This window comes from Sphingomonas paludis (assembly GCF_053502515.1).
This window is the reverse complement of the sequence record NZ_CP187558.1, coordinates 2,464,217-2,485,688: the sequence shown is the minus strand read 5'-3', so window position 1 is coordinate 2,485,688 and position 21,472 is coordinate 2,464,217. Positions and strand designations below refer to the sequence as shown.

Sequence of the window (21,472 nt, the reverse complement as noted above, 5' to 3'; positions counted from 1 at the left end):
AGCGTTGCAGGAAATCGCTTCCAAGGGCCAGTTGCAGTTGTCGTTTCTGCGTTGGGCGGTGGTTACGGTTCCACTGGTCGTATTGCTTGGCCTGGGCGCGGGGCGGCTGGTGCCGTCTGGCGCGGACAATCCCTGGTATCAGGCACTGGCAAAGCCCGACATCACGCCGCCCGGATGGGTGTTCGGCGTCGCCTGGGGTACGCTCTATGTCCTGCTGGGGCTGGCGATCGCGGTGATCCTGCACGCACGCGGGGCACGGGGGCGTGGCATCGCCATCGGGCTGTTCGCGCTGCAACTGGCGGTGAACCTGACCTGGTCGCCGCTGTTTTTCGGGATGCATCAGGTGACGACAGCGTTCTGGGTGATCCTGATTATCCTGGCGCTGGCCATCGCCACCACCCTTGCATTCGGCCGGATCCGGTCGCTCGCTGCATGGCTGATGGTGCCCTATCTGGTCTGGCTGAGCTTTGCCGCCATCCTGAACCATCAGTTCGACCGGCTGAACCCCGATGCGGAAACCCTTGTGATTTCGAAGGGCTCGTCCCAAATCATTCCCTGAACCACCATCGGGAAGATTCAGGCCATGCAGTCCGACAACAAGCTGATCGACGATTTCGTCAAGTTCATGAACGGCGCGGCCGGAACCATCGCCGGTATGGCCCGCGAGGGCGAGTCTGCCGCCCGCGAGCGTGCCCGCGACTGGATCGGCGGCCTGGATTTCGTCAACCGCGACGAGTTCGACGCGGTCAAGGCGATGGCCACCGCCGCGCGGGACGAGGCCGATACGCTGAAGGCGCGGGTCGAGGCGCTGGAACAGCAACTGGCCGCGCTTAACGGTGCGCAAACCAGTCCGAGCGGCGAAGGTCCGGCCGCCTGACCGGCTTGTCCACAGCTTTTTCCCCCCGACGGGCCGACAAGGCTTGCCGGGGGGCGCGCCCCTTGGCACCCCCTTGCACGGTGATCCGTGCGGGGACTAAGACGCGCCATGCTTGAAGAACCCGATTTCGATCGTGACGACACGGCTCCGATCGAAATGCTCGAAAATTATTATGCCGCCCATGGCTGGAGCCATGAGCGCGACGAGGACGAGATCGTCGCCAAGGTCAAGGGCAGCTGGACCGAGTTCGAATTGCGGGCCATCTGGCGGGCGGACGACGGCGTCCTGCAGTTCCTGGCCTTTCCCGACATCCGCGTCCCCGACGAACGGCGAGCGGCGCTGTACGAGACGATCGGGCTGGTCAACGAACAATTGTGGGTCGGCCATTTCGAATTATGGTCGTCGTCCGGCATCCTGTTGTACCGCCACGCAGCGATGATCGACGCAGGTGAGGGGGGCACGCTGTCCCTGGCCCAGGCCGAATTGCTGGTCGAAAGCGCCATCGATGAATGCGAACGCTTTTATCCGGTGTTCCAGTTCGTGTTGTGGGGCGGCAAATCCCCCCGCGAAGCGATTGCCGCATCGATGATCGAGACCCAGGGCGAGGCGTGACGCTTTCCCGCCTGGCGCTGGTCGGATGCGGGGCGATGGCGGGGGCCATGCTGGACCGCTGGTTGGCCAGCGGCACGCTGGACCCCGATCAACTGCTTGTCATCAACACCGCCGACCGCGCCCTGCCGACCGGCATCGCCCAGGCGCGGGGTTTTTCGCCCGACGCGCGCTTCGATGCGGTGATGCTGGCGGTCAAGCCGCAGCAATTAGGCACCGTCATGGACGCGCATGGCGATGCGCTGCGCCGGGCACCGCTGATCCTGTCGATCCTGGCCGGGATTCGCGAGGCCGACCTGATCGAGGCGCTGGGCGGCGGTGCGGTGGTTCGCGCCATGCCCAACCTGCCGGTCGCGATCGGCCAGGGTGTCGTGTCCCTGACCAGCAGTAGCATCGACGATGCCCAGCATCGGGCGGTGGCGGAATTGATGGCGCCGCTGGGCCTGGTCGAATGGCTGGACGAGACGCTGTTCGATGCCGCCACGGCGCTGGCGGGCAGCGGCCCTGCCTTTGTCTATCGCTTTATCGATGCGCTGGCCGGTGCCGGGGAACGGCTGGGCATGGACCGGGCGCAGGCGCTGCGCATGGCGCGGGCGACGGTGGCGGGGGCCGGGATGGCCGCTGCCGGATCGGAACTGGACCCGGCGGCGCTTGCCGACCGGGTGGCCAGCAAGGGGGGGTCGACGCGGGCGGGGCTGGACGTGCTGGACGGGGACGATGCGCTTGCCTGTTTGGTCGAACGCACGCTTGCAGCCGCCGAACGGCGCAACCGGGAGCTCGCCGCCCTGATCTGACCGCCATCGCCGTCGGGCTGGCCCGGCGCGGCGTTGCGATCGGGAACCCTTTGCCACGCCAATGGGTTGCCCTGTTCACTACCCTGGACAGGAGGATGCCATGACCACGACCAAGGAACGCAGTGCCGACGCCCGGCCGCAGCCCAAGCGCAGCGCCAAGGCCACGGGATCGGACGACAAGGGTCTGAACAATTTCACCGTCATCGCAGGTGCGATCGGTGCCGGTGCGGCGCTGGGCGTGGCGGCGATGCTGGGCCGCAAGGCGGCGGTGCAGGCGCCGTCAGCGATGGCGCCCGATTGGGCGGAGGCGCTGGCGGTCGAGCACCGTGCGGTTCTGAAGCTTTTCGACGCCATGGAGGCCACGCCCGACGCTGCGGTCGGCCGCCGCACGATGTTGCTGGCGCAGCTGAAGCACGCCCTGACCAAACATGCGGTCGAGGAAGAGAATGTGATCTATCCCGCGCTGCGCGAGGCAGGCGAGCGGGCGGCATTCGACGAACTGTCGCGCGAACATGCGATGACCAAGGACTTTCTGTTCCGGCTGGACCAGATGGCCAAGGACAGCCCGGCGTTCATCACGACGCTGCGCGAGTTCCGCCAAGAAATCGCCGACCACATGCGTGAGGAGGAGCAGGATCTGTTCCCCAAGCTGAAGGCGCAGCTGGATGAGGCGACGAACAAGCAGCTGTTCGCCGCCATGAACAAGGAAGGGTTCAAGGTCGCCTGATCGACCGGTTCCCGATAATGGTCCCGTGCCGGGCGCACCGGCACGGGGTCATTCGTGGCGCAGCGCGTCCACCCGGTCGCGTTCGCCCGCCGGGATCAATCCTTCCAGCACTGCCCAGAAACCCCCGACCGCACCCTGGCCCGCGCTCTGATAGGCACTGCCCATCCGTTCGCGCAGAGCCTCGAACAACTGGCTTTCAAGCGCCTTGCCGCCTTGGGTCAGGCGAAGCAGCCGCTGGCGACGGTCCCGGTCGCCCGCGCGCATCTCGACCAGCTCCCGCTCGATCAGTTCACCCAGCACCCGGCCGAGCGATTGCTTGGTGATGGCCAGCAGGCCGAGCAGCTGGCTGACGCTAAGGTCCGGTTGCCGCGCGATGAAATAGAGCGCGCGGTGGTGCGCCCGGCCAAGGCCTTGCTCAGCCAGGCGTTCGTCGATGGAACGGGTCAGGTGGCTATAGCCGAAATAGAGGAGTTCGACCCCGCGCCGGATTTCCTGTTCGCGCAGGAACAGCGGCGATGCGGATCGAAAGGGATCGGGTGCGGTTTGGCCAGCCATGTTGACCTAAATTGGCACCCCGCCTAAGCCAGCGCAACCCGTGTTGCGGGCCGGACGACAAAAACTCCACTCGTCCGCGCCGCAGCGTCGAACGTGCCATGGAAAGGAAATCGGGGTGCAGCCGGAACTGCCAACGCTCGTCATCCAACCCCATCCCGCGCCTGTGCCCGCCGATCAGCGGGCGGCGATGATCGCCGATCCGGGTTTCGGCAAGCTGTTCACCGACCACATGGTCACGATCCGGTATAGCGAGGGTCGCGGCTGGCACGACGCGGCGGTGCAGGCGCGGGCGCCCATCGCGCTGGATCCGGCGGCATCGGTGCTGCATTATGCGCAGGAGATCTTTGAAGGGATGAAGGCGTACCGGACGGCCGACGGCGGCGTCACGCTGTTCCGGGCCGATCGCAATGCGCTTCGGTTCCAGCAATCGGCGGAACGGCTGGCCATGCCCGCGCTGCCGACCGAGTTGTTCCTGGAATCGGTGCGCCAGCTGGTGTCGGTCGACCGCGACTGGATCCCTGCGATCGAGGGCGGTTCGCTGTACCTGCGCCCGTTCATGTTCGCGTCCGAAGTGTTCCTGGGCGTCCGCCCGGCAAAGGAATATCTGTACTGCGTCATCGCTTCGCCTGCTGGCGCCTATTTCAAGGGCGGCGCCCCGGCCGTGTCGCTGTGGGTCAGCCAGGATTACAGCCGGGCCGCGCCCGGCGGCACCGGTGCGGCGAAATGCGGCGGCAATTACGCTGCCAGCCTGGTCGCGCAGGCAGAGGCGATCGACCAGGGATGCGATCAGGTGGTTTTCCTGGACGCGGTCGAACGGCGCTGGATCGAAGAACTGGGGGGCATGAACACGTTTTTCGTGTTCGACGACGGCAGCATGATCACGCCGCCGCTGTCGGGCACCATCCTGCCCGGCATCACTCGCGATGCCATCCTGACCCTGGCCGCCGACATGGGCATCGCGGTGCGCGAGGAACGCTATTCGCTGGATCAGTGGCGGGATGACAGCCAGTCGGGGCGACTGCGCGAATCCTTTGCCTGCGGCACGGCGGCGGTGGTGACGCCGATCGGATCGGTCCGGGGACAGGGGATCGATTTCCGCATCGGCAATGGCGGGCCGGGCATGGTGACCCAGTCGATCCGCGAACGGCTGGTGGCGATCCAGCGGGGCGAGGCGCCGGACCCCCATGGATGGGTCGAACGCATCCTCTGAACCTACCCTTTGACGAGGGGCGCGCATCCGGCTAGAGACCGCGCCCTGTCGCCATGCTGGGGCGTCGCCAAGCGGTAAGGCACCGGTTTTTGGTACCGGCATTCGTAGGTTCGAATCCTGCCGCCCCAGCCAATTTCCGCCCGTTTCAGGACGGGAAGACTGCATGATTGCCGCATCCGCCCGGTCATCCGGATCGGGCAGGGTGCATGTTTTGGGCCTGTTGCGTCGTCGTGAAAGCGACGCGCCGGTTCAAAGCGTCAGACCGGGAGCCGATCAGTGACCAGCGCCGTAGCCAATCCGCCTGCCAATGTGCCCGCCAATCTGCACGCCGAAACGGTCACCTGGGTGCATCACTGGGACGAACATCAATTTTCGTTCCGCGTCACCCGCCCGGCCAGCTTCCGCTTCACGGCGGGCGAGTTCGTCATGCTGGGCCTGATGGTCGACGGCAAGCCGCTGTTGCGCGCCTATTCGATGGTATCGCCGACCTGGGACGAGGAAATCGAGTTCCTGTCGATCAAGGTGCAGGACGGCCCGCTGACCTCTCGGTTGCAGCGGATCATGCCCGGCGACCAGATCTTGCTGGGCAAGAAGCCGACCGGCACGCTGGTTCCCGATGCGCTGCTGCCGGGCAAGCGGCTGTTCATGCTGTCGACCGGCACCGGCCTGGCCCCGTTCATGAGCATCGCGCGGGAGCCGGACAGCTATGACCGGTTCGACGAACTGATCATCGTCCATTCCGCGCGCCGCGTGGTCGATCTGGCCTATCACGACATGCTGGAGGCGCGGCTGGCCGACGATCCGCTGGTCGGCGACCGTTCGGTCAACCAGTTCCACTATATCCCCACCGTTACCCGCGAGCCGTTCCGCAACCAGGGCCGCATCGGCGATCTGATCGCGGCCGGCCGGCTGCATCAGGGATTGAGCGGCGCGCCGCATTTCGATCCCGAAACCGACCGGATCATGATGTGCGGTTCGATGGCGATGATTCGCGATTTCGCGGTCCGGTTCGAGGAAATGGGCTTTACCGAGGGTGCCCATTCGCATCCCGGCCATTATGTGATCGAACGCGCCTTCGTCGGCTGAACCCCGACGGGACGGGGCGGGGTTATCGTACCAGCCCCGCCGCCACCGCCTCGGCAACCTTGATCCCGTCGATCGCGGCCGACAGGATTCCGCCGGCATAGCCAGCACCTTCGCCCGCCGGATACAGGCCGGCGACGTTCAGGCTTTGCAGGCTGTCGTCGCGCCGGATGCGGACGGGCGATGACGTGCGCGTCTCCACCCCGGTCATGATCGCGTCGGGATGATCGTACCGCGCGATCCGCCGCCCGAACACGGGCAGTGCCTCGCGAAAGGCATCGATGACATAATCGGGCAGGCAGGCGCGCAGATCGGTGGGCGTGACGCCTGGTTTGTAGCTGGGCACGACATCGCCGATCGCAGTCGAGGGCCGGTCGGCCAGCAGGTCCGCCACCCGCTGAACCGGCGCGTTGTAGTTGCTGCCGCCCGCGACGAAGGCCGCATCCTCCAGCCGCCGCTGCAATGCGATCCCCGCCAGCGGCCCGCCGGGAAAGTCCCGGTCCGGATCGATCGGCACGACCATCCCGGAATTGGCGTTGAATTCGGCGCGGCTATACTGGCTCATGCCGTTGGTGACGACGCGGCCTTCCTCGCTGGTCGCGGCGACCACGCGCCCACCCGGGCACATGCAGAAGGAATAGACGCTGCGCCCGTTGCTGGCGTGATGGACCACCGAATAGGCGGCGGGGCCGAGATCCGGATGCTTCGCGCACTGGCCGAACCGCGCCTGATCGATCCAGCCCTGCGGATGTTCGATCCGCACCCCGATGGCAAACGGCTTCGCCTCCAGATAGACGCCGCGCGCGTGCAGCATTTCAAAGGTCGGTCGGGCGCTGTGCCCGACGGCCAGCACGACATGATCGGCGCGCAGGAAGCTGCCGTCGTTCAGGTGGAGGCCCGTCAGGCGCATCCGCCCATCGTTGCCGGGCTCCAGTGCCAGATCGTCGACCCGCACCTGCCAGCGATATTCGCCGCCCAGCCGCTCGACCTCGGCCCGCATATTCTCGACCATGCTGACCAGCCGGAACGTGCCGATATGCGGATGCGCCTCCCACAGGATATCGTCTGGCGCGCCCGCCTTGACGAACTCCTCCAGCACCTTGCGGCCCAGATGGCGGGGGTCCTTCACCCGGCAATAGAGCTTGCCATCGGAAAAGGTGCCCGCGCCGCCCTCTCCGAACTGGACGTTGCTGTCGGGGTCGAGCACCGACTTGCGCCACAGGCCCCAGGTGTCCTTGGTGCGTTCCCGAACGATCTTGCCGCGATCGAGGATGATCGGGCGGAAGCCCATCTGGGCGAGGATGAGGCCCGCGAACAGGCCGCACGGACCGGCGCCGATGACGACCGGGCGGACGCCCGACCATCCGGGCGGTGCGGCGACCGGCGGGCGATAGGCCATGTCTGGCGTGGGGCGGACATCCTTGTCCCCGGCGAGCCGGGTCAGGATTTCGGCTTCGTCCTGCGCTTCGATATCGAAGGTATAGACCAGCTGGATCGCCGTCCGCTTGCGCGCGTCGTTGCCGCGCTTGAACCGTGTGTGGCGGATCAGGCGTGCGGGCTTGATGCCCAGCCGCGCACAGATGGCAGGCGCAATCGCCTCGGGCGGGTGATCGAGGGGGAGGGAGAGGCCGGAAAGGCGGATCATGGGGCGGTGCCAAGCATCAAGAAAGGGCAGCGCTTCGACAAGCTCAGCGCGAACGGTGTTGTTTGTGGCGTACCCTTTAACCGTTCGGGCTGAGCTTGTCGAAGCCCTGCCTTTCTTCCTCTCCACGGACCATGACATTCTGGGCTTACATGCTCCATTGCAACGGCGGCTACTTCTATGTCGGCCATACGGACGATCTTGAACGCCGCATCGCCGAGCATGAAGTTGGCGAGCCGGCAGGCTTTGCCAGCGACCACCGGCCTTTCAAGCTGGTGTGGAGCCAGGAATTTCCAAGTCGGTTGGAGGCGCTGGAGGCCGAGCGGCGGATCAAGGGTTGGAGCCGGGCCAAGAAGCTGGCGCTGATCCGCGGCGACTGGGCGGAGGTATCGCGGCTGGCCAAAGGGAAGGACAGCGCTTCGACAAGCTCAGCGCGAACGGAATAGCGATGTCCACCCTCTAACCGTTCGGGCTGAGCTTGTCGAAGCCCTGCCTTTCTTCCTATCCACGGGTGATGGAATTGGTTTCGCATCACGATCATCCGGCACGCGCCATCGACTGGGTGCGGGTCGAATTGGGGACGCGCGACGACGGGTGCGGGCTTCTGGAGTTCCGCGTCGGCAACGCCGGCCGCGCGCTGCTGGTGCCTGAAGCGACCCGTCCGGGCAGGACCGAGGGGTTGTGGCGAACGACCTGTTTCGAGCTGTTCGTGCGCGACGGGGCGGCTGCGTATCGCGAGTTCAACTTCTCGCCTTCGAGCCAATGGGCGGCGTACCGCTTCGCCGGTTACCGGGCCGGAATGGCGGAGCTGCCGCTTAGCCAGCCGCCCCGGATCGCCTGCCGGGTCGATGGCGAAGCCTTTCTGATGGTCGCCGTGATCGAGGCGGGCATCCTGCGGTCCGGTGCCCGCATCGCCCTCTCCGCCGTGATCGAGGAGGTGGACGGGACCAAATCCTATTGGGCGCTTGCGCATCCGCCCGGGCCGCCAGATTTTCATCATCCCGATTGCTTTGTCCTCGATCTCCCGGCACCCAGCGCTTCATGAACTTCGGTATCGACCGGCTGCTTGCCGACCCTCAGCTTCGCCGCCCGCTGGAGGGCAAGCGAGTTGCGCTGCTGGCGCATCCCGCGTCCGTTACGGCGGACCTGACCCACAGTCTCGACGCGCTGGTTTCGGCGGGGGTCAACATTTCCGCCGTGTTCGGGCCGCAGCACGGGGTGCGCGGCGACCTTCAGGACAATATGGAGGAATCGCCCGACTTCACCGATCCCACCTACGGCGTGCCGGTATTCAGCCTCTATGGCGAGGTGCGGCGACCGACGGGTCAATCGATGGGCACATTCGACGTGATGCTCGTCGACCTGCAGGATGTGGGCTGCCGCATCTACACCTTTGTCACCACGCTGCTCTATGTGCTGGAAGCCGCCGCCGAGCACGGGAAAAGCGTGTGGGTGCTCGATCGGCCCAACCCCGCCGGGCGGCCGGTGGAGGGCACCACGCTGCTGCCCGGATGGGAGAGCTTTGTCGGGGCGGGGCCGATGGTGATGCGCCACGGCATGACTTTGGGCGAAATGGGGCACTGGTTCATCGACCAGTTCGGGCTGGACGTGGACTACCGCGTGATCGCGATGGAGGGATGGCAGCCCGATGCAGCCTCCGGATATGGCTGGCCGGCCGACCGCCCCTGGATCAACCCCAGCCCCAATGCCGCGAACGTCAACATGGCGCGTGCCTATGCCGGGACGGTGATGCTGGAAGGGACGATGCTGTCCGAGGGGCGGGGGACCACCCGCCCGCTGGAATTGTTCGGCGCGCCGGATATCGATGCCCGCGCGGTGATCGCCGAAATGCGCCGGATCGCGCCCGAATGGCTGGCGGGATGCACGCTGCGCGACATCTGGTTCCAGCCGACTTTTCATAAACATAGCGGCCGTCTTTGCAGTGGCGTATTCATTCATGCCGATGCGCCGGGATATGATCATGCCGCGTTCCGGCCGTGGCGGGTGCAGGCGCTGGCGTTCAAGGCGATCCGCGCGCTCCATCCCGACTACGCGCTGTGGCGCGATTTTCCGTACGAATATGTGTTCGACCGGCTGGCGATCGACGTCATCAACGGCGGGCCTGGCTTGCGCGAATGGGTGGATGATGCAGGGGCGGCGCCCGCCGACCTGGATGCCATTGCTTCCCCGGACGAGGCGGCATGGATCGAACGACGTCGCTCGTTCCTGATCTATTGACGCATCGCCAACGCGCTGTAACGCCACGCTGATGCTGGCCGGGCTGATCTTTGCGACCGAGGATGCCGAGGGGACGGGCGGGGGCCTGGCCGCGACGCTGCCGTTCGGGGGCATGACCCTGCTGGAATATCAGGCGCGGCTGCTGATCGCGGCGGGGGCCGGCCATCTGTTGATCGCCGTCGCCCGGATGACGCCGCCGTTGCTGGGCGCGGTCAACCGCATCGCCAAGCGGGGGGTGCCCGTCGACATGGTGCGATCGGCCGAGGAGGTCAGCGGCCGACTGCACCCGCTGGCCCGGGTGCTGGTGCTGGCGGATTCGCTGGTGACGACCGATCAGGCCGTGCACGCCATGGCATCGGCCGCGCGGGAAACGATCCTGGTCACCGACGATGCCAGCCCGTCGCTGGCCGTCGAGCGGATCGACGCCGCGCGCCACTGGGCGGGCATGGCGATGATCGATGCCCGCCGCGTGGCCGAGGTTGCCAGGCTGCCCCGCGATTATGATTTCCAGTCCAGCCTGTTGCGGCTGGTGGCGCAGGGCGGGGCGGATCACCTGCCCTTGTCGACGGCGGCACGGCGCGCGGGGCACGGGGTCGACCGGCATCCCGACGGGCTGGCAAGCCGCAGCAACGGCGTGCTGCTGGCGCTGGCCAATCAGCGGATCGGCTGGGCCGACCGCTATGTGTTCACCCCCCTGACCCGGCTGGCGCTGCCCTGGCTCGTGCGGCGCAACACCCCCGATGCCGCTTTGCTGATCGTCGGCATCGCGCTGGGTGCGATCGGCATCGTCGTCATGGCGCTGGGCTGGCCGCAGATCGGATTTGTCGGCATTCCGCTGGCCATCGCGGTGCTGACCACCGGTTCGCTGCTCAGCGGCCTTCGCGGCAACGACCGGCTGACCCGGTTGCAGGACTGGACGATCCTGGGCGTGGCCGGGGCTGGCGTCGCGGTGCTTGGCTTGGTCGTCGGGCTTGCCGGGGGGCAGCTGACCGCTCCCCTGCTGGCGGCGGTGCTGATCGGTGCGGCCGCCATTGCCGAACGCGTGCCCGTGGCGCGGCGGCCCTGGTATGGCGGCGCGCCGCTATATACCCTGATCGTGACGCCGCTGGTGATGGCTGGGTTTCCGGTCGCTGCACTGGGCATTGCGGCGGTGGCGGCGGCGGCGACTCTGGCGGCGCTCGTTGAGGCGGCGCGCAAACAGGCTTAGGCTGGCATTAACAACCCTTCCGCTAGGAAATGCCCATGTCCGGCGCGATGGTCGCAGATGGTTCCGCTGCTGCGGAAACGACCGCCGATGCGGTGGCGATGGCCATTGCAGCGCAGGATGCCGCGCGTCACCGGCTGGCGGCGCTGGCCGACGATCATCGACGCCCCGCCACCCACCGGCTGAATGACCGGATTCGCCATGCCATGGACAGCGCGCTGGACGATGCGGTGACCGAGGCAGAGCGCGACCTGTGCCTGCGCGCGCAACGGATCCTGAAGGCAGAGGGGCAGGGCGCGATTGCGGCGCGGCTGAATCCACGACCGGCGGATGATCGCATGCCCGGGCTGCTGGTCACGTTGACCGCCCTGTCCGCCGATCTGGCGGGGGTGGCGATGCTGGCCGATCGTGCGGCACGGTTGCCGGTGCACAGCGCCGACGATCCCGACGAACCGGGCTTTCTGGCCAGCCTGTGCCAGTCGGAGGACCGCCGCATCGCCGCGGCTGCGCGGATGGTGATGGCGCTCGACCCGCTGGACGGCAGCGTGGCCGCGCTGTCGATCGGCCAGCGTCAGGCGATCCTGTGGGCGCTGGCCGCGATGATCGAGCGCGATCATGCCGCGCTGACCGGCGATGACCGGCTGACCCTGCGCTGCGGGCTGGTCGAGGCGGCACAGGCGTTGACCGATCAGGCCGCCGAAAGCCCCGATGCGCTGGGGGCGGCGGAGCGACTGGTCGCGGCCATCGATCCGCGTCCAGCCGAATTGTCGTTCCTGCTGATCGAATCGATCAAGGACCGCCGCCTGCCGCTATTCTGCGCGCTGTTGGCGCGGGCCACCGCCCTGTCGCCACGCGCGCTGGCCGGGATCGTGGCGGATGCCGATGATCCCCGGCTGTGGCTTGCCCTGCGCGCGGGCGGGCTGAACGAGGAATCGCTGGCGATGATCCTGGCCATACTGACCGCCGCCATGCCGCTGGCTGACCTGGCCGCCCAGGAAACGGCGATGGCCGGGGCCGCGCGCTATGCGCCCGAACAGGCCGCCGCCCTGATCCTGCCGCTGCGCCTGCCCGATGCCTATCGCGCGAACCTGGTCCGGCGTGCATCCATGGGAGCCGGGGCATGAACGTGATGGCCCGTCCATCCGCGCCGGTGCTCGCCCGGCTGGACGCCCGGAGTTGCCTGGTCGAGGGCGACGAGCGCCTGCTGGAATTGAACGCCGATGCGGGCGGTGCCGTGGGCCAGCCGCTGGCGCTGCCCGAACTGGCGATGCTTGCCCGGCTGGCGCAGCGGCTGCGCGTGCCGATCGCCCGCACGCTGACGCTGGCGGACGGCGATGTCGATCTGCGCCTGGCCCTGCGGCTGGTGCCGGATGGCGACGGACTGCGGATCGAAGCGGGCGGGTGGCAGGCGCAACTGCCGCCGCCGCCCAGCGATCAGGGCGTGCTTGCCTGGCGCGGTGCGGCGTCCGATCATGGCTGGGCAATCGACGGGGCCTTGCGGCTGACGCGGATCGGACGGGCGCTCGCTGCCGCCGAACCGGGGCTGTCGACCGACATGCTTGGCCAGCCGGTGACTCAGCTGTTCTCGCTGGAAGCGGACGGCGATGGCGGATTTCCGCTGCTGGCAAGCGTCGCCGCCGGCGCCCCATTTTCCGGCCAGCGCGCCGTGGTGCGCGGCACGGGACAGGCGGTCCTTTTGTCCGGTCATCCGCTGACCGATGCCATCGGCCGGTTCGCCGGCATGACCGGGCTTGCCGAACCGTCGGCGTCGGCCGAGCAGGCGCCGCCTCAGATCCCGCCATCGCTGGCGATCGGCGAACGGCTGGAACGCGCGCTGCGGGCGCCGCTCAAGCGGATCATCGCCAATGCCGATTCGATCGAGGGGCAGACCGACGGTCCGATCCGTGCGGAATATGCCAGCTACGCTCAGGACATCGCCACGGCGGGCCGCCACCTGATGGCGCTGGTCGAGGATCTGGCCCAGGTCCAGTCGATCGAATCGCCCGATTTCGCGCTGATGATGGAGCCTGTCGATCTGGGCGAGCTGGGCCGCCGGGCCGCCGGCCTGCTGGCGGTGCGCGCCCAGGCCGGGCGGGTGCATATCGACGCGCCCGATGCTGACGAGGGGCTGAACGCACATGGCGATTATCGCCGCGTGCTGCAGATCCTGGTCAACCTGATCGGCAATGCGGTGCGCTATTCGCCGCCCCATGCCTGGGTCTGGGTCCGGCTGGAACGCGACGGCGATACCGCCTGCGTCATCGTCGCCGATCAGGGCAAGGGCATTGCGATCGAGGATCAGGCGCGCATCTTCGAGAAGTTCGAGCGCGTCGATCCCGCCGAACCGGGCGGCAGCGGGCTTGGCCTCTACATCGCCCGGCGGCTGGCGCGGGCCATGGGTGGCGATATCGTCGTGGACAGCGCGCCCGGCCAGGGCGCGCGGTTCATGCTGACGCTGCGCGCGACTGGCTGAGCCTTTAGCGGCGGCGGTTGCGAAGGATCAGGACGACCCCCAGCACGGCAGTCAGCGCGCCGCGCCAGACCCAGCCGCTCTGATCGATCATAAAGCCGGATTCCGGCCAGCGAACCCAGCCCAGCCCCTGCGCCGTCCAGAGCAGGCCAAGCAGGACGAGGACGGCTCCCAGTCCAGTGAATACCGCCCTCAATCGCATTGCCTATCCTCTCAACGCTGGTTCAGCGGCACATAGTCGCGCTGCGTCGGGCCAGTGTACAGCTGGCGCGGGCGACCGATCTTCTGATCCGGATCGGCGATCATCTCGTTCCACTGCGCCACCCAGCCGACCGTGCGGGCCAGCGCGAACAGCGCGGTGAACATGGTGGTGGGGAAGCCGATGGCGGACAGGATCACGCCAGAATAGAAATCGACGTTCGGGAACAGCTTCTTTTCGACGAAATAATCGTCGCTCAGCGCCATTTCCTCCAGCCGCAGCGCAACCTCGAACACGGGGTCGCTGACGTTCAGCGCCTCGAACACCTCGCGCACCGTCTTCTGCATCACGGTCGCGCGGGGATCGTAATTCTTGTACACCCGGTGGCCAAAGCCCATCAGGCGGAACGGATCGTCCTTGTTCTTGGCGCGGGCGATATATTCCGGGATCCGGTCGGGCGTGCCGATTTCGCGCAGCATGTTCAGCGCCGCTTCGTTCGCACCGCCATGCGCCGGGCCCCACAGGCACGCGATACCGGCCGCAATACAGGCGAACGGGTTGGCGCCCGACGATCCGGCCAGCCGGACGGTCGAGGTCGACGCATTCTGTTCGTGATCGGCGTGCAGGATGAAGATGCGGTCCAGCGCCTTTTCGACCACCGGATTGACCACATATTCCTCTGCGGGCACGCCGAAGGTCATGCGCAGGAAGTTGCCGGTATAGGACAGGTCGTTCTTGGGATACATGAACGGCTGGCCGACCGAATATTTGTACGCCATGGCGGCGATGGTCGGCATCTTGGCGATCAGCCGGTGGCTGGCGATCAGCCGGTGGGTCGGATCGGTGATGTCGGTCGAATCGTGATAAAAGGCCGACAGCGCGCCGACGACGCCGCACATGATCGCCATCGGATGCGCATCGCGCCGGAACCCGCGGTAAAAGGTCGCCAGCTGTTCGTGCAGCATGGTGTGCCGGCTGATCGTATAGACGAACTTGTCCAGCTCGCCCTGGTCCGGCAGCTCGCCGTTCAGCAACAGATAGGCGGTTTCCATGAAGCTGGACTGTTCGGCCAGCTGGCCGATGGGATAGCCGCGATGCAGCAGCACGCCTTGGTCGCCATCGATATAGGTCAGCGTCGATTCGCAGCTGGCCGTCGAGGTGAAGCCGGGGTCATAGGTGAACATGCCCGTCTGGGCATACAACTTGCGGATATCGACGACCTGGGGGCCGACGCTGCCGGACAGGACCTTGTACTCGACCTCCTTGGTCGGGGTCTGGAGCTTGGCGGTATCGGTCATCCTTGTTCCTTTCCGTTGTTCATTCGGCCGCTTGCGCGGCCTGATCGGCGATCCGGGCAAGGCTCTCTTCGCGCCCCAGCACGGCCAGGACGTCGAAGATCCCCGGGGAGGTCCGGCGACCGGTCAGCGCAACGCGCAGCGGCTGTGCCACGGCGCCCAGCTTTACGCCGATTTCCTCTGCCACGCGGCGAACCGCCTGATCCAGGGGATCGGCCGACCAGTCCGGTTCCGCCGCCAGTGCCGCATGGACACGGGCCAGAATCGATCTTGCTTCTCCCTCAAGCAGGGGTTGCGCATCCGCGTCAATCGCTAGTGGGCGAGTGCGAAATAGAAACTGCGCCCCGTCGATCAGGTCGTTCAGATTGGCCGCGCGCGGCTTCAGATAGGGCATGGTGCGCAGCAGCAGGGCGCGCTGCTCGTCGGTCAGCGGCTCGGCCGAGCGCGCAGCCGCCAGATCGGTCAGCCGGGCATCGTCGGCCGCGCGCAGATAATGCCCGTTCAGGTTCTCCAGCTTCTTCAGGTCGAAGCGGGAAGGGGAGCGACCGACACCGTCCAGATCGAACAGCTCGACGGCGCGGTCCCGGCTGATGATCTCTTCATCGCCGTGGCCCCAGCCCAGCCGCAGCAGGTAATTGGACAGTGCCTCGGGCAGCACGCCCAGTTCGTCGCGGTACGCCTCGACACCCAGCGCCCCGTGCCGCTTGGACAGCTTTGCCCCGTCCGACCCGTGGATCAGGGGGACATGGGCATAGACCGGTTCCGGCCACTCCATCGCGCGGATCAGCGCCAGCTGGCGAAACGCGTTGTTCAGGTGGTCGTCGCCGCGAATGACATGGGTGACGCCCATGTCGTGATCGTCCACCACGACTGCCAGCATGTAGGTCGGCGTGCCGTCGGAGCGCAGCAGCACGAAATCGTCGATTTCGGCGTTCTGGACCGTCACTGCCCCTTGGACCCGGTCGTCGATGGTGACCGCGCCTTCACGCGGGGCCTTCAGCCGGATGACCGGATCGCGGTCGGCGGGGCCGGTTGCGGGATCGGCATCGCGCCACGGGCTTTCGACGCGGAACGGCCGCTTTTCCGCCTGCGCCCGTTCGCGCATTGCGGCAAGCTCCTCCTGGGTCAGCCAGCAGCGATAGGCATGGCCGCGCGCCAGCAATTCATGCGCGACCTCGGCATGGCGTCCCGCGCGGGCGAACTGGAACACGGCATCGCCGTCCCAGTCCAGGCCCAGCCAGCGCATCCCGTCCAGGATCGCGTCGATGGCGGGCTGGGTGGAGCGCGCGCGGTCGGTATCCTCGATCCGCAGCAGGAACTTGCCGCCATTCGCCCGCGCGAACAGCCAGTTGAACAGCGCAGTGCGCGCGCCGCCGATGTGCAGGAACCCCGTCGGCGACGGGGCGAAACGGGTGACGACGGGGCGTGCTTCGGCGCCGCCGGATTCGATGGTTGCGCTCAACCGCGCTTGCTCCCAGACTATTTTTTGATGGCCAGAACAGCCTTTGCCGCCCCTAGCATGGCGATCTGGCCACGACAAATGGCGAAGGGAATAGGCGCGGTTTCAGACGCCATCGAGCGGCGGCTGGAGGGCGAGCGCGGTCAGTTGCCGCTGTGGATTCCCGTCATGACTGGGCTGGGCGCGGTCTTGTGGTTCGTCCTGCCCGGCCCCGTCGCCTGGATTGCGGCCGGGCTGGGCGGGATCGGCCTGGCGCTGACCGGCGCGGCGATCGGCACCGGGCGGCGCTCAAGCGCGGCCATGATCCTGGCGGGCATGGCGATCGCGCTGGGCCTGGCGCTGGCGTGGGGACGGGCCGAACGGGTCGCCCATCCCGTGCTGGCCCGGGACGTGACCGTGCAGTTCGATGCGCGGGTCGAACGGGTCGAGCCGCTGCCGGCCCGCGATCTGGTGCGGTTGCGGCTGACACCCGCCGGTACGCCCGGCCTGCCGCCGCTGGTGCGGGTCAATGTTCGCCAGACGGATATGGTGGCCGGGATCGGCACCGGCGCGCTCGTTCGGCTGCGCGCACGGTTGATGCCGCCAGCGCCGCCTGCCTTGCCCGGTGCCTATGACTATGCGCGGGCCGCCTGGTTCGACGGGGTCGGCGCGACGGGCAGGGCGCTGGGGCCGGTAACCGTCATCGAACCGGCGGTGCAGGCCGGAGCGGGCGTCCGCAACCGGTTATCCGCACATATCCGCGACCGGGTGGGCGGCGAGGCAGGGGCAATTGCCGCCACGCTTGCCACCGGCGATCGCGGCGCGATTGCCGAGGCGGATGCCGAAGCCATGCGCCGATCGGGCCTGGCGCATCTGCTGTCGATCAGCGGCCTGCACGTCACCGCCGTCGTCGGTGCCGCCATCCTGGTGGCGATGAAGCTGCTGGCCCTGATCCCCGCCCTGGCCCTGCGGACGCGGGTGCCGCTGATCGCGGCGGGCTTTGGCGCACTGGCGGCGCTTGGCTATACCTGGCTTGCAGGAGCAGAGGTGCCGACGGTGCGGTCGTGCATCGCCGCGCTCATGGTCCTGGCTGCGATGGCACTGGGGCGGGAGGCGATCACCCTGCGGCTGATCGGGGCGGGCGCGCTGTTCGTGCTGGTGCTGTGGCCGGAAAGCGTGGTGGGACCGAGTTTCCAGCTGAGCTTTGCCGCGGTCACCGCCATCGTTGCGCTGCACGGTCACCCCCGCGTCCAGCGATGGTTCGAACGGCGGGACGAAGGGCCGCACCGACGCCTTGCCCGTGGCACGGCGTCCCTGTTGCTGACCGGGCTGGTGGTGGAGGCGGTGCTGACCCCGATCGCGCTGTTCCATTTCCACAAATCGGGCCTGTACGGAGCACTGGCCAATCTGGTCGCCATTCCGCTGACCACCTTTGTCATCATGCCGGCAGAGGCGCTGGCGCTGGTGCTGGATACGGTCGGGCTGGGCGCATCGGCATGGTGGGTGACCGGCCGGGCGCTCGACCTGCTGCTCGGCATCGCCCATGCCACCGCCGACGCACCGGGATCGGTGCGGATGCTGCCCGTCATGCCCGGATGGTCCTTTGCCGCGATGGTCGGGGGCGGGCTCTGGATCGCGCTGTGGCGGACCGGGTGGCGGGTCTGGGGCCTGGTGCCGGTGGCCATCGGGGCGCTGGGGGCTCTGTCGGGCGGCGCACCGGATGTGCTGGTCACCGGCGATGGCCGCCACGTCGCCCTTCGCACCGATGCCGGTCTGGCGGTGCTGCGCGACCGGACCGGCGATTATGCGCGGATGATCCTGTCCGAAGCGGCGGGAGTGGACGGCGATCCGCTGGCGTTGGCGGGCCTGGCCGATGCGCGGTGCAGCGCCGACCTGTGCGTTGCCGACGTGACCGACCGGAGCGGGCGGCGATGGCGGGTGGCGGCGACGCGCAGCAGCCATTTCGTCGAATGGACCGCAATGCGCGATATCTGCGCCGATGCCGATATCGTCGTCAGCGACCGACGGCTGCCAGCGGGCTGCACGCCGCGCTGGCTGAAACTGGACCGCCCGGCGCTGGTCGATAGCGGCGGCGTGGCCATCGACCTGGCCGACGGGACGATCCGCCGGGTGAAGGCGGCGACGGCCCATCCCTGGCTGAACCCCCCCAGGGTGATGCCGCCGCGCCCGCCCCGACAGGCGCCGCCGCCTCAATAGCGGCGGAGCAGCCCCGACAACCGGCCCTGCACCTGCACCTGATCCGGGCGATAGCGCTGCGGATCATAGCTGCGGTTGGCGGGATCCAGCCGGACCATCGCCCCTTCGCGCCGGAAATATTTCAGCGTCGCGTCATGGCCGTCGATCAGCGCCACCACGATCTCGCCGTCGCGCGCCGTCTCCGTCTTGCGGATCAGCGCATAGTCGCCGTCCAGGATGCCTGCCTCGACCATCGAATCGCCGGATACCTCAAGCGCATAATGCTCGCCCGTGCCCAGCAGCGCGGCGGGCACCGGCAGCATCTGCGATCCCTCCATCGCCTCGATCGGCACGCCGGCGGCAATGCGGCCATGAAGCGGGATTTCGATGACGTCGTTGGCCGCCTCCGGCATCCGCTGCGGCGCGGAAGGTGGCGAAAGTGGTGCCACGTCACCCCGTTTCGCAGCCTTGCCGCGCTTGGCCTCAACGCGTTCCGGCATCTTCAGCACTTCGAGCGCGCGGGCGCGATTGGGCAGACGGCGGATGAACCCGCGTTCGACCAGCGCCTCGATCAGCCGGTGGACGCCCGATTTGGACTTCAGATCCAGCGCTTCCTTCATCTCCTCGAACGAGGGGGAAATGCCGTCTTCGCCCAGTCGCTCGGCAATGAAACAGAGCAGCTCATGCTGCTTTTTGGTGAGCATCCCCAATCTCCGTGTCGGAACAGACCGTGAATGTCTATGCTTTGTTCCGCCAACAGTCAAGCGATCAGCAGGATATCCACAGGATCGTCCACAGCCGCCGCGGGGGCGTGCGGGGGGCGGTGGATCAGGCAATCGGCACTGGCAAGCGTGGCCAGCATCGAGCTGTCCTGCACCGCCGCGCTGCTGACCCTTCCGCCGATCATGGCCGCGCGCATGAAATCGGTCCGCTCGCCATTGGCGGGCAGGGGATGGGCCAGTGCCGCCCGCTGCATCGGCGGCAGGGGGTCGGCGGCACCCGATAGCGCGGCGATCACCGGCCGGACGAACAGCAGGGTGGTGACGAACGCCGACACCGGATTGCCGGGCAGGCCAAGGACGATGGCCCGGCCCAGCCGTCCCGCCATCACCGGCTTGCCGGGGCGAAGGGCGACGCGCCAGAAATCCAGCTCGGCGCCCGCCGCGACCAGTGCCGGGCGGACGAGATCGTGATCGCCCACCGACGCGCCGCCGCTGGTCACGATCAGGTCGGCATCGACGGCGCGAAAGGCGCGGGTCAGCGCATCCAGATCGTCGGGCAGGATGCCGAGGTCGATGATGTCGACCAGCAGTTCCGCCAGCTGTGCCCCCAGCATCAACCGGTTGGTTTCGGGCAACTGCCCGTCGCCCACCGCCGCCCCGGGCGGCACCAGTTCGTCGCCGGTCGCCGCCACCGCCACCCGGACGCGCCGCCGCACCGCCAGCGTGCCGTGCCCGGCCATCGCCGCCAGCGCCAGCCGGGCCGGAGTCAGCCGCGTTCCGGCACCGATAAGGGGATCGCCCGCTATGAAGTCTAGCCCCCGCCGCCGCACGCTGCTGCCCCTGGCCGCCGGACCTTCGCCCGTCAGCATCAGCCGGTCGCCGTCCCGCGCCGCTTCCTCCTGCACCAATATGCTGTCCGCGCCCTGCGGCACGGCAGCGCCGGTAAAGATGCGCACGGCCTGGCCCCGGGCCATACCCCCGCCAAAGGGCCGCCCCGCCGCACTTTCGCCGATCACCTGCCATGGCCCCGGCAGGTCGGCATGGGCGATGGCATAGCCGTCCATCGCCGACAGGTCGCGCGACGGCTGGGTCCGCGCCGCCATGACGGCATCCACGCTCCATCGCCCGGCACAGGCGGCGATCGGCAAGTCCTCGGCATCGACCGGATCGGCCATCGCGATCAGCCGGGCCTGTGCATCGGCGAGCGGAATCAGGGGCGGTGCCATGCCCGCGATGTCGCACGGGTCGCCACGATACGAAAGGGCGGAGCGCAACGCTGCCCGCCGCCGCCTTGTCTTGGCCGCATAGCGCTCGTAACGCCGTTGCCTGTCCTGTCCCCCCGGTACGGTGTTCGCGTGGCCCCATCCCTGATCGACCGGCCGTCCTGGTCCGCTCGCCTGCGCGAACGGATGGGGACTCGCGCGCCGGCGATCCTGCTGGCGTTGCTGGTCGAAGGGTTGCTGGTGCTGGTGCTGCTGACGCTCGCCCCGCGGCTGGTTCGCCGGGAGCCGGTGGACATGTCGCTCAGCACCTTCGACGCCGCCGAAGTGTCGGAACAGCCGCCCGCCGCCGCCAGCGCGCCCCGGCCTGCCGCCGCCCCGCCGCCGCCTGCCGCCGAACAACCGCGCGAAATGGCCGACGCCCCGCCGCCACGGCCGGTCAGCCCGCTGGTCCAGCCGCCGCCGGCGGTCAAGGAATTCGCGCCAAAGGCCCCATGGATCGAATTGTCCCGCGATCAGATGGCCAGCGCCGATATCGGCCGCGCGCCCCCGCCCGGTCGCGCCGGGCCGCCCGCGCCGCGCACTGCGATGGGTCCCCCCGACACCGGCTTTCCCGGCGATTCAAAGCGGGTCGACGGCAGCGGCCCCAATGGCGAGCCGCTCTATGCCGCATCCTGGTACCGCGAGCCGTATGATTCCGAACTGGCCGGTTACCTATCCTCCGCCAGCGGCCCCGGCTGGGGCATGATCATGTGCCGCACCGTGCCCGAATACCGGGTGGAGGATTGCGAGATCGTGGGGGAAAGCAGCGGATCACGCCTTGCCCGCGCCATCCAGGCCGCCGCCTGGCAATTCCGCGTCCGTCCCCCGCGCGTCGGCGGCAAATCGAAATATGGCGAATGGGTGCGCATCCGCATCACTTACGGCGTCAAGGAGCGGCGATTCGGCGAGCAATAGCGTGGCCAATGCCGCTAATTGGCTGATCCCTCTGGA

The 21,472-nt window shown here is 67.9% G+C and carries 22 protein-coding genes and 1 tRNA gene; 16 read left to right on the top strand and 7 right to left on the bottom strand.

The features are described from left to right. Positions 1–4 precede the first annotated feature (4 nt). The 5 genes from ACPVPU_RS11960 (at position 5) to ACPVPU_RS11940 (ending at position 3,007) form a co-directional block, all read left to right on the top strand. Positions 5–559, top strand: coding sequence for a TspO/MBR family protein (locus tag ACPVPU_RS11960; RefSeq protein WP_448658170.1), 555 nt, complete (start codon positions 5–7; stop codon positions 557–559). Positions 560–583: 24 nt separating this feature from the next. Further along, entirely contained in the window at positions 584–877 is a 294-nt protein-coding gene (locus ACPVPU_RS11955) for an accessory factor UbiK family protein (RefSeq protein WP_448658169.1), read from the top strand. A gap of 108 nt (positions 878–985) precedes the next feature. Then, positions 986–1,489 (top strand): YbjN domain-containing protein, encoded by a 504-nt coding sequence (locus tag ACPVPU_RS11950; protein ID WP_448658168.1) that lies wholly within the window; start codon positions 986–988, stop codon positions 1,487–1,489. Then, on the top strand, positions 1,486–2,280 hold the full coding sequence (gene proC, locus ACPVPU_RS11945; protein WP_448658167.1) for a pyrroline-5-carboxylate reductase: 795 nt from the start codon (positions 1,486–1,488) through the stop codon (positions 2,278–2,280). The genes ACPVPU_RS11950 and proC overlap by 4 nt, the downstream gene beginning before the upstream one ends. A gap of 100 nt (positions 2,281–2,380) precedes the next feature. Continuing rightward, on the top strand, positions 2,381–3,007 hold the full coding sequence (locus tag ACPVPU_RS11940; protein ID WP_448658166.1) for a hemerythrin domain-containing protein: 627 nt from the start codon (positions 2,381–2,383) through the stop codon (positions 3,005–3,007). 48 nt (positions 3,008–3,055) lie between these two features. Here ACPVPU_RS11940 and ACPVPU_RS11935 read toward each other — a convergent pair whose 3' ends face one another. Continuing rightward, positions 3,056–3,562, bottom strand: coding sequence for a MarR family transcriptional regulator (locus tag ACPVPU_RS11935; RefSeq protein ID WP_448658165.1), 507 nt, complete (start codon positions 3,560–3,562; stop codon positions 3,056–3,058). Positions 3,563–3,677: 115 nt separating this feature from the next. On the opposite strand from ACPVPU_RS11935, the gene ACPVPU_RS11930 reads away from it, so the two are divergent. The 3 genes from ACPVPU_RS11930 to ACPVPU_RS11920 all read left to right on the top strand — a co-directional run bounded on the left by ACPVPU_RS11930 (position 3,678) and on the right by ACPVPU_RS11920 (position 5,858). Next, the gene (locus ACPVPU_RS11930; protein ID WP_448658164.1) at positions 3,678–4,772 is read left to right on the top strand and encodes a branched-chain amino acid aminotransferase; all 1,095 of its coding nucleotides are present in this window, start codon (positions 3,678–3,680) and stop codon (positions 4,770–4,772) included. Positions 4,773–4,829: 57 nt separating this feature from the next. Continuing rightward, a tRNA-Gln gene (locus ACPVPU_RS11925) sits at positions 4,830–4,904 on the top strand. Positions 4,905–5,048: 144 nt separating this feature from the next. Continuing rightward, positions 5,049–5,858 carry a ferredoxin--NADP reductase gene (locus ACPVPU_RS11920; protein WP_448658163.1) on the top strand — a complete coding sequence of 270 codons (810 nt, stop codon included), beginning with the start codon at positions 5,049–5,051 and terminating at the stop codon, positions 5,856–5,858. 22 nt (positions 5,859–5,880) lie between these two features. Here ACPVPU_RS11920 and ACPVPU_RS11915 read toward each other — a convergent pair whose 3' ends face one another. After that, on the bottom strand, positions 5,881–7,500 hold the full coding sequence (locus ACPVPU_RS11915; RefSeq protein WP_448658161.1) for an NAD(P)/FAD-dependent oxidoreductase: 1,620 nt from the start codon (positions 7,498–7,500) through the stop codon (positions 5,881–5,883). 131 nt (positions 7,501–7,631) lie between these two features. On the opposite strand from ACPVPU_RS11915, the gene ACPVPU_RS11910 reads away from it, so the two are divergent. From ACPVPU_RS11910 to ACPVPU_RS11885, 6 genes are all read left to right on the top strand, one after another. Next, the gene (locus ACPVPU_RS11910; RefSeq protein ID WP_448658160.1) at positions 7,632–7,943 is read left to right on the top strand and encodes a GIY-YIG nuclease family protein; all 312 of its coding nucleotides are present in this window, start codon (positions 7,632–7,634) and stop codon (positions 7,941–7,943) included. Between the two features lie 68 nt (positions 7,944–8,011). Continuing rightward, positions 8,012–8,542, top strand: coding sequence for a DOMON-like domain-containing protein (locus ACPVPU_RS11905; RefSeq protein ID WP_448658159.1), 531 nt, complete (start codon positions 8,012–8,014; stop codon positions 8,540–8,542). Then, positions 8,539–9,735, top strand: a complete 1,197-nt coding sequence (locus ACPVPU_RS11900; RefSeq protein ID WP_448658158.1) for an exo-beta-N-acetylmuramidase NamZ family protein — start codon at positions 8,539–8,541, stop codon at positions 9,733–9,735. The genes ACPVPU_RS11905 and ACPVPU_RS11900 overlap by 4 nt, the downstream gene beginning before the upstream one ends. Positions 9,736–9,766: 31 nt before the next feature. Further along, entirely contained in the window at positions 9,767–10,942 is a 1,176-nt protein-coding gene (locus ACPVPU_RS11895; RefSeq protein WP_448658157.1) for a hypothetical protein, read from the top strand. 35 nt (positions 10,943–10,977) lie between these two features. Continuing rightward, the gene (locus tag ACPVPU_RS11890; protein ID WP_448658156.1) at positions 10,978–12,063 is read left to right on the top strand and encodes a hypothetical protein; all 1,086 of its coding nucleotides are present in this window, start codon (positions 10,978–10,980) and stop codon (positions 12,061–12,063) included. Continuing rightward, a complete protein-coding gene (locus tag ACPVPU_RS11885; protein WP_448658155.1) occupies positions 12,060–13,412 on the top strand; it encodes a sensor histidine kinase in 1,353 nt (450 codons plus the stop codon). The genes ACPVPU_RS11890 and ACPVPU_RS11885 overlap by 4 nt, the downstream gene beginning before the upstream one ends. Before the next feature lie 4 nt (positions 13,413–13,416). Here the strand turns inward: ACPVPU_RS11885 and ACPVPU_RS11880 are convergent, their stop codons facing one another. From ACPVPU_RS11880 to gltX, 3 genes are read right to left on the bottom strand one after another with little or no spacing between them, the layout of a single operon-like run. Further along, complete coding sequence (locus ACPVPU_RS11880; RefSeq protein ID WP_448658154.1) at positions 13,417–13,611, bottom strand: hypothetical protein; 195 nt, start codon at positions 13,609–13,611, stop codon at positions 13,417–13,419. 11 nt (positions 13,612–13,622) lie between these two features. Next, positions 13,623–14,906 carry a citrate synthase gene (locus ACPVPU_RS11875; protein WP_448658153.1) on the bottom strand — a complete coding sequence of 428 codons (1,284 nt, stop codon included), beginning with the start codon at positions 14,904–14,906 and terminating at the stop codon, positions 13,623–13,625. Positions 14,907–14,925: 19 nt separating this feature from the next. Further along, positions 14,926–16,365, bottom strand: a complete 1,440-nt coding sequence (gene gltX, locus ACPVPU_RS11870; RefSeq protein WP_448658152.1) for a glutamate--tRNA ligase — start codon at positions 16,363–16,365, stop codon at positions 14,926–14,928. A 78-nt stretch (positions 16,366–16,443) separates the two neighbouring features. Between gltX and ACPVPU_RS11865 the strand changes: the two genes are divergently transcribed. Next, positions 16,444–18,558, top strand: a complete 2,115-nt coding sequence (locus tag ACPVPU_RS11865) for a ComEC/Rec2 family competence protein (protein ID WP_448658151.1) — start codon at positions 16,444–16,446, stop codon at positions 18,556–18,558. Here the strand turns inward: ACPVPU_RS11865 and lexA are convergent. Continuing rightward, positions 18,552–19,241 (bottom strand): transcriptional repressor LexA, encoded by a 690-nt coding sequence (lexA, locus tag ACPVPU_RS11860; RefSeq protein WP_448658150.1) that lies wholly within the window; start codon positions 19,239–19,241, stop codon positions 18,552–18,554. The two genes, ACPVPU_RS11865 and lexA, sit on opposite strands and share 7 nt — an antisense overlap. A 56-nt stretch (positions 19,242–19,297) precedes the next feature. Beyond that, a complete protein-coding gene (locus tag ACPVPU_RS11855; RefSeq protein ID WP_448658149.1) occupies positions 19,298–20,485 on the bottom strand; it encodes a molybdopterin molybdotransferase MoeA in 1,188 nt (395 codons plus the stop codon). A 129-nt stretch (positions 20,486–20,614) separates the two neighbouring features. On the opposite strand from ACPVPU_RS11855, the gene ACPVPU_RS11850 reads away from it, so the two are divergent. Further along, positions 20,615–21,436 (top strand): hypothetical protein, encoded by an 822-nt coding sequence (locus ACPVPU_RS11850; RefSeq protein ID WP_448658148.1) that lies wholly within the window; start codon positions 20,615–20,617, stop codon positions 21,434–21,436. Positions 21,437–21,472: the final 36 nt, after the last annotated feature.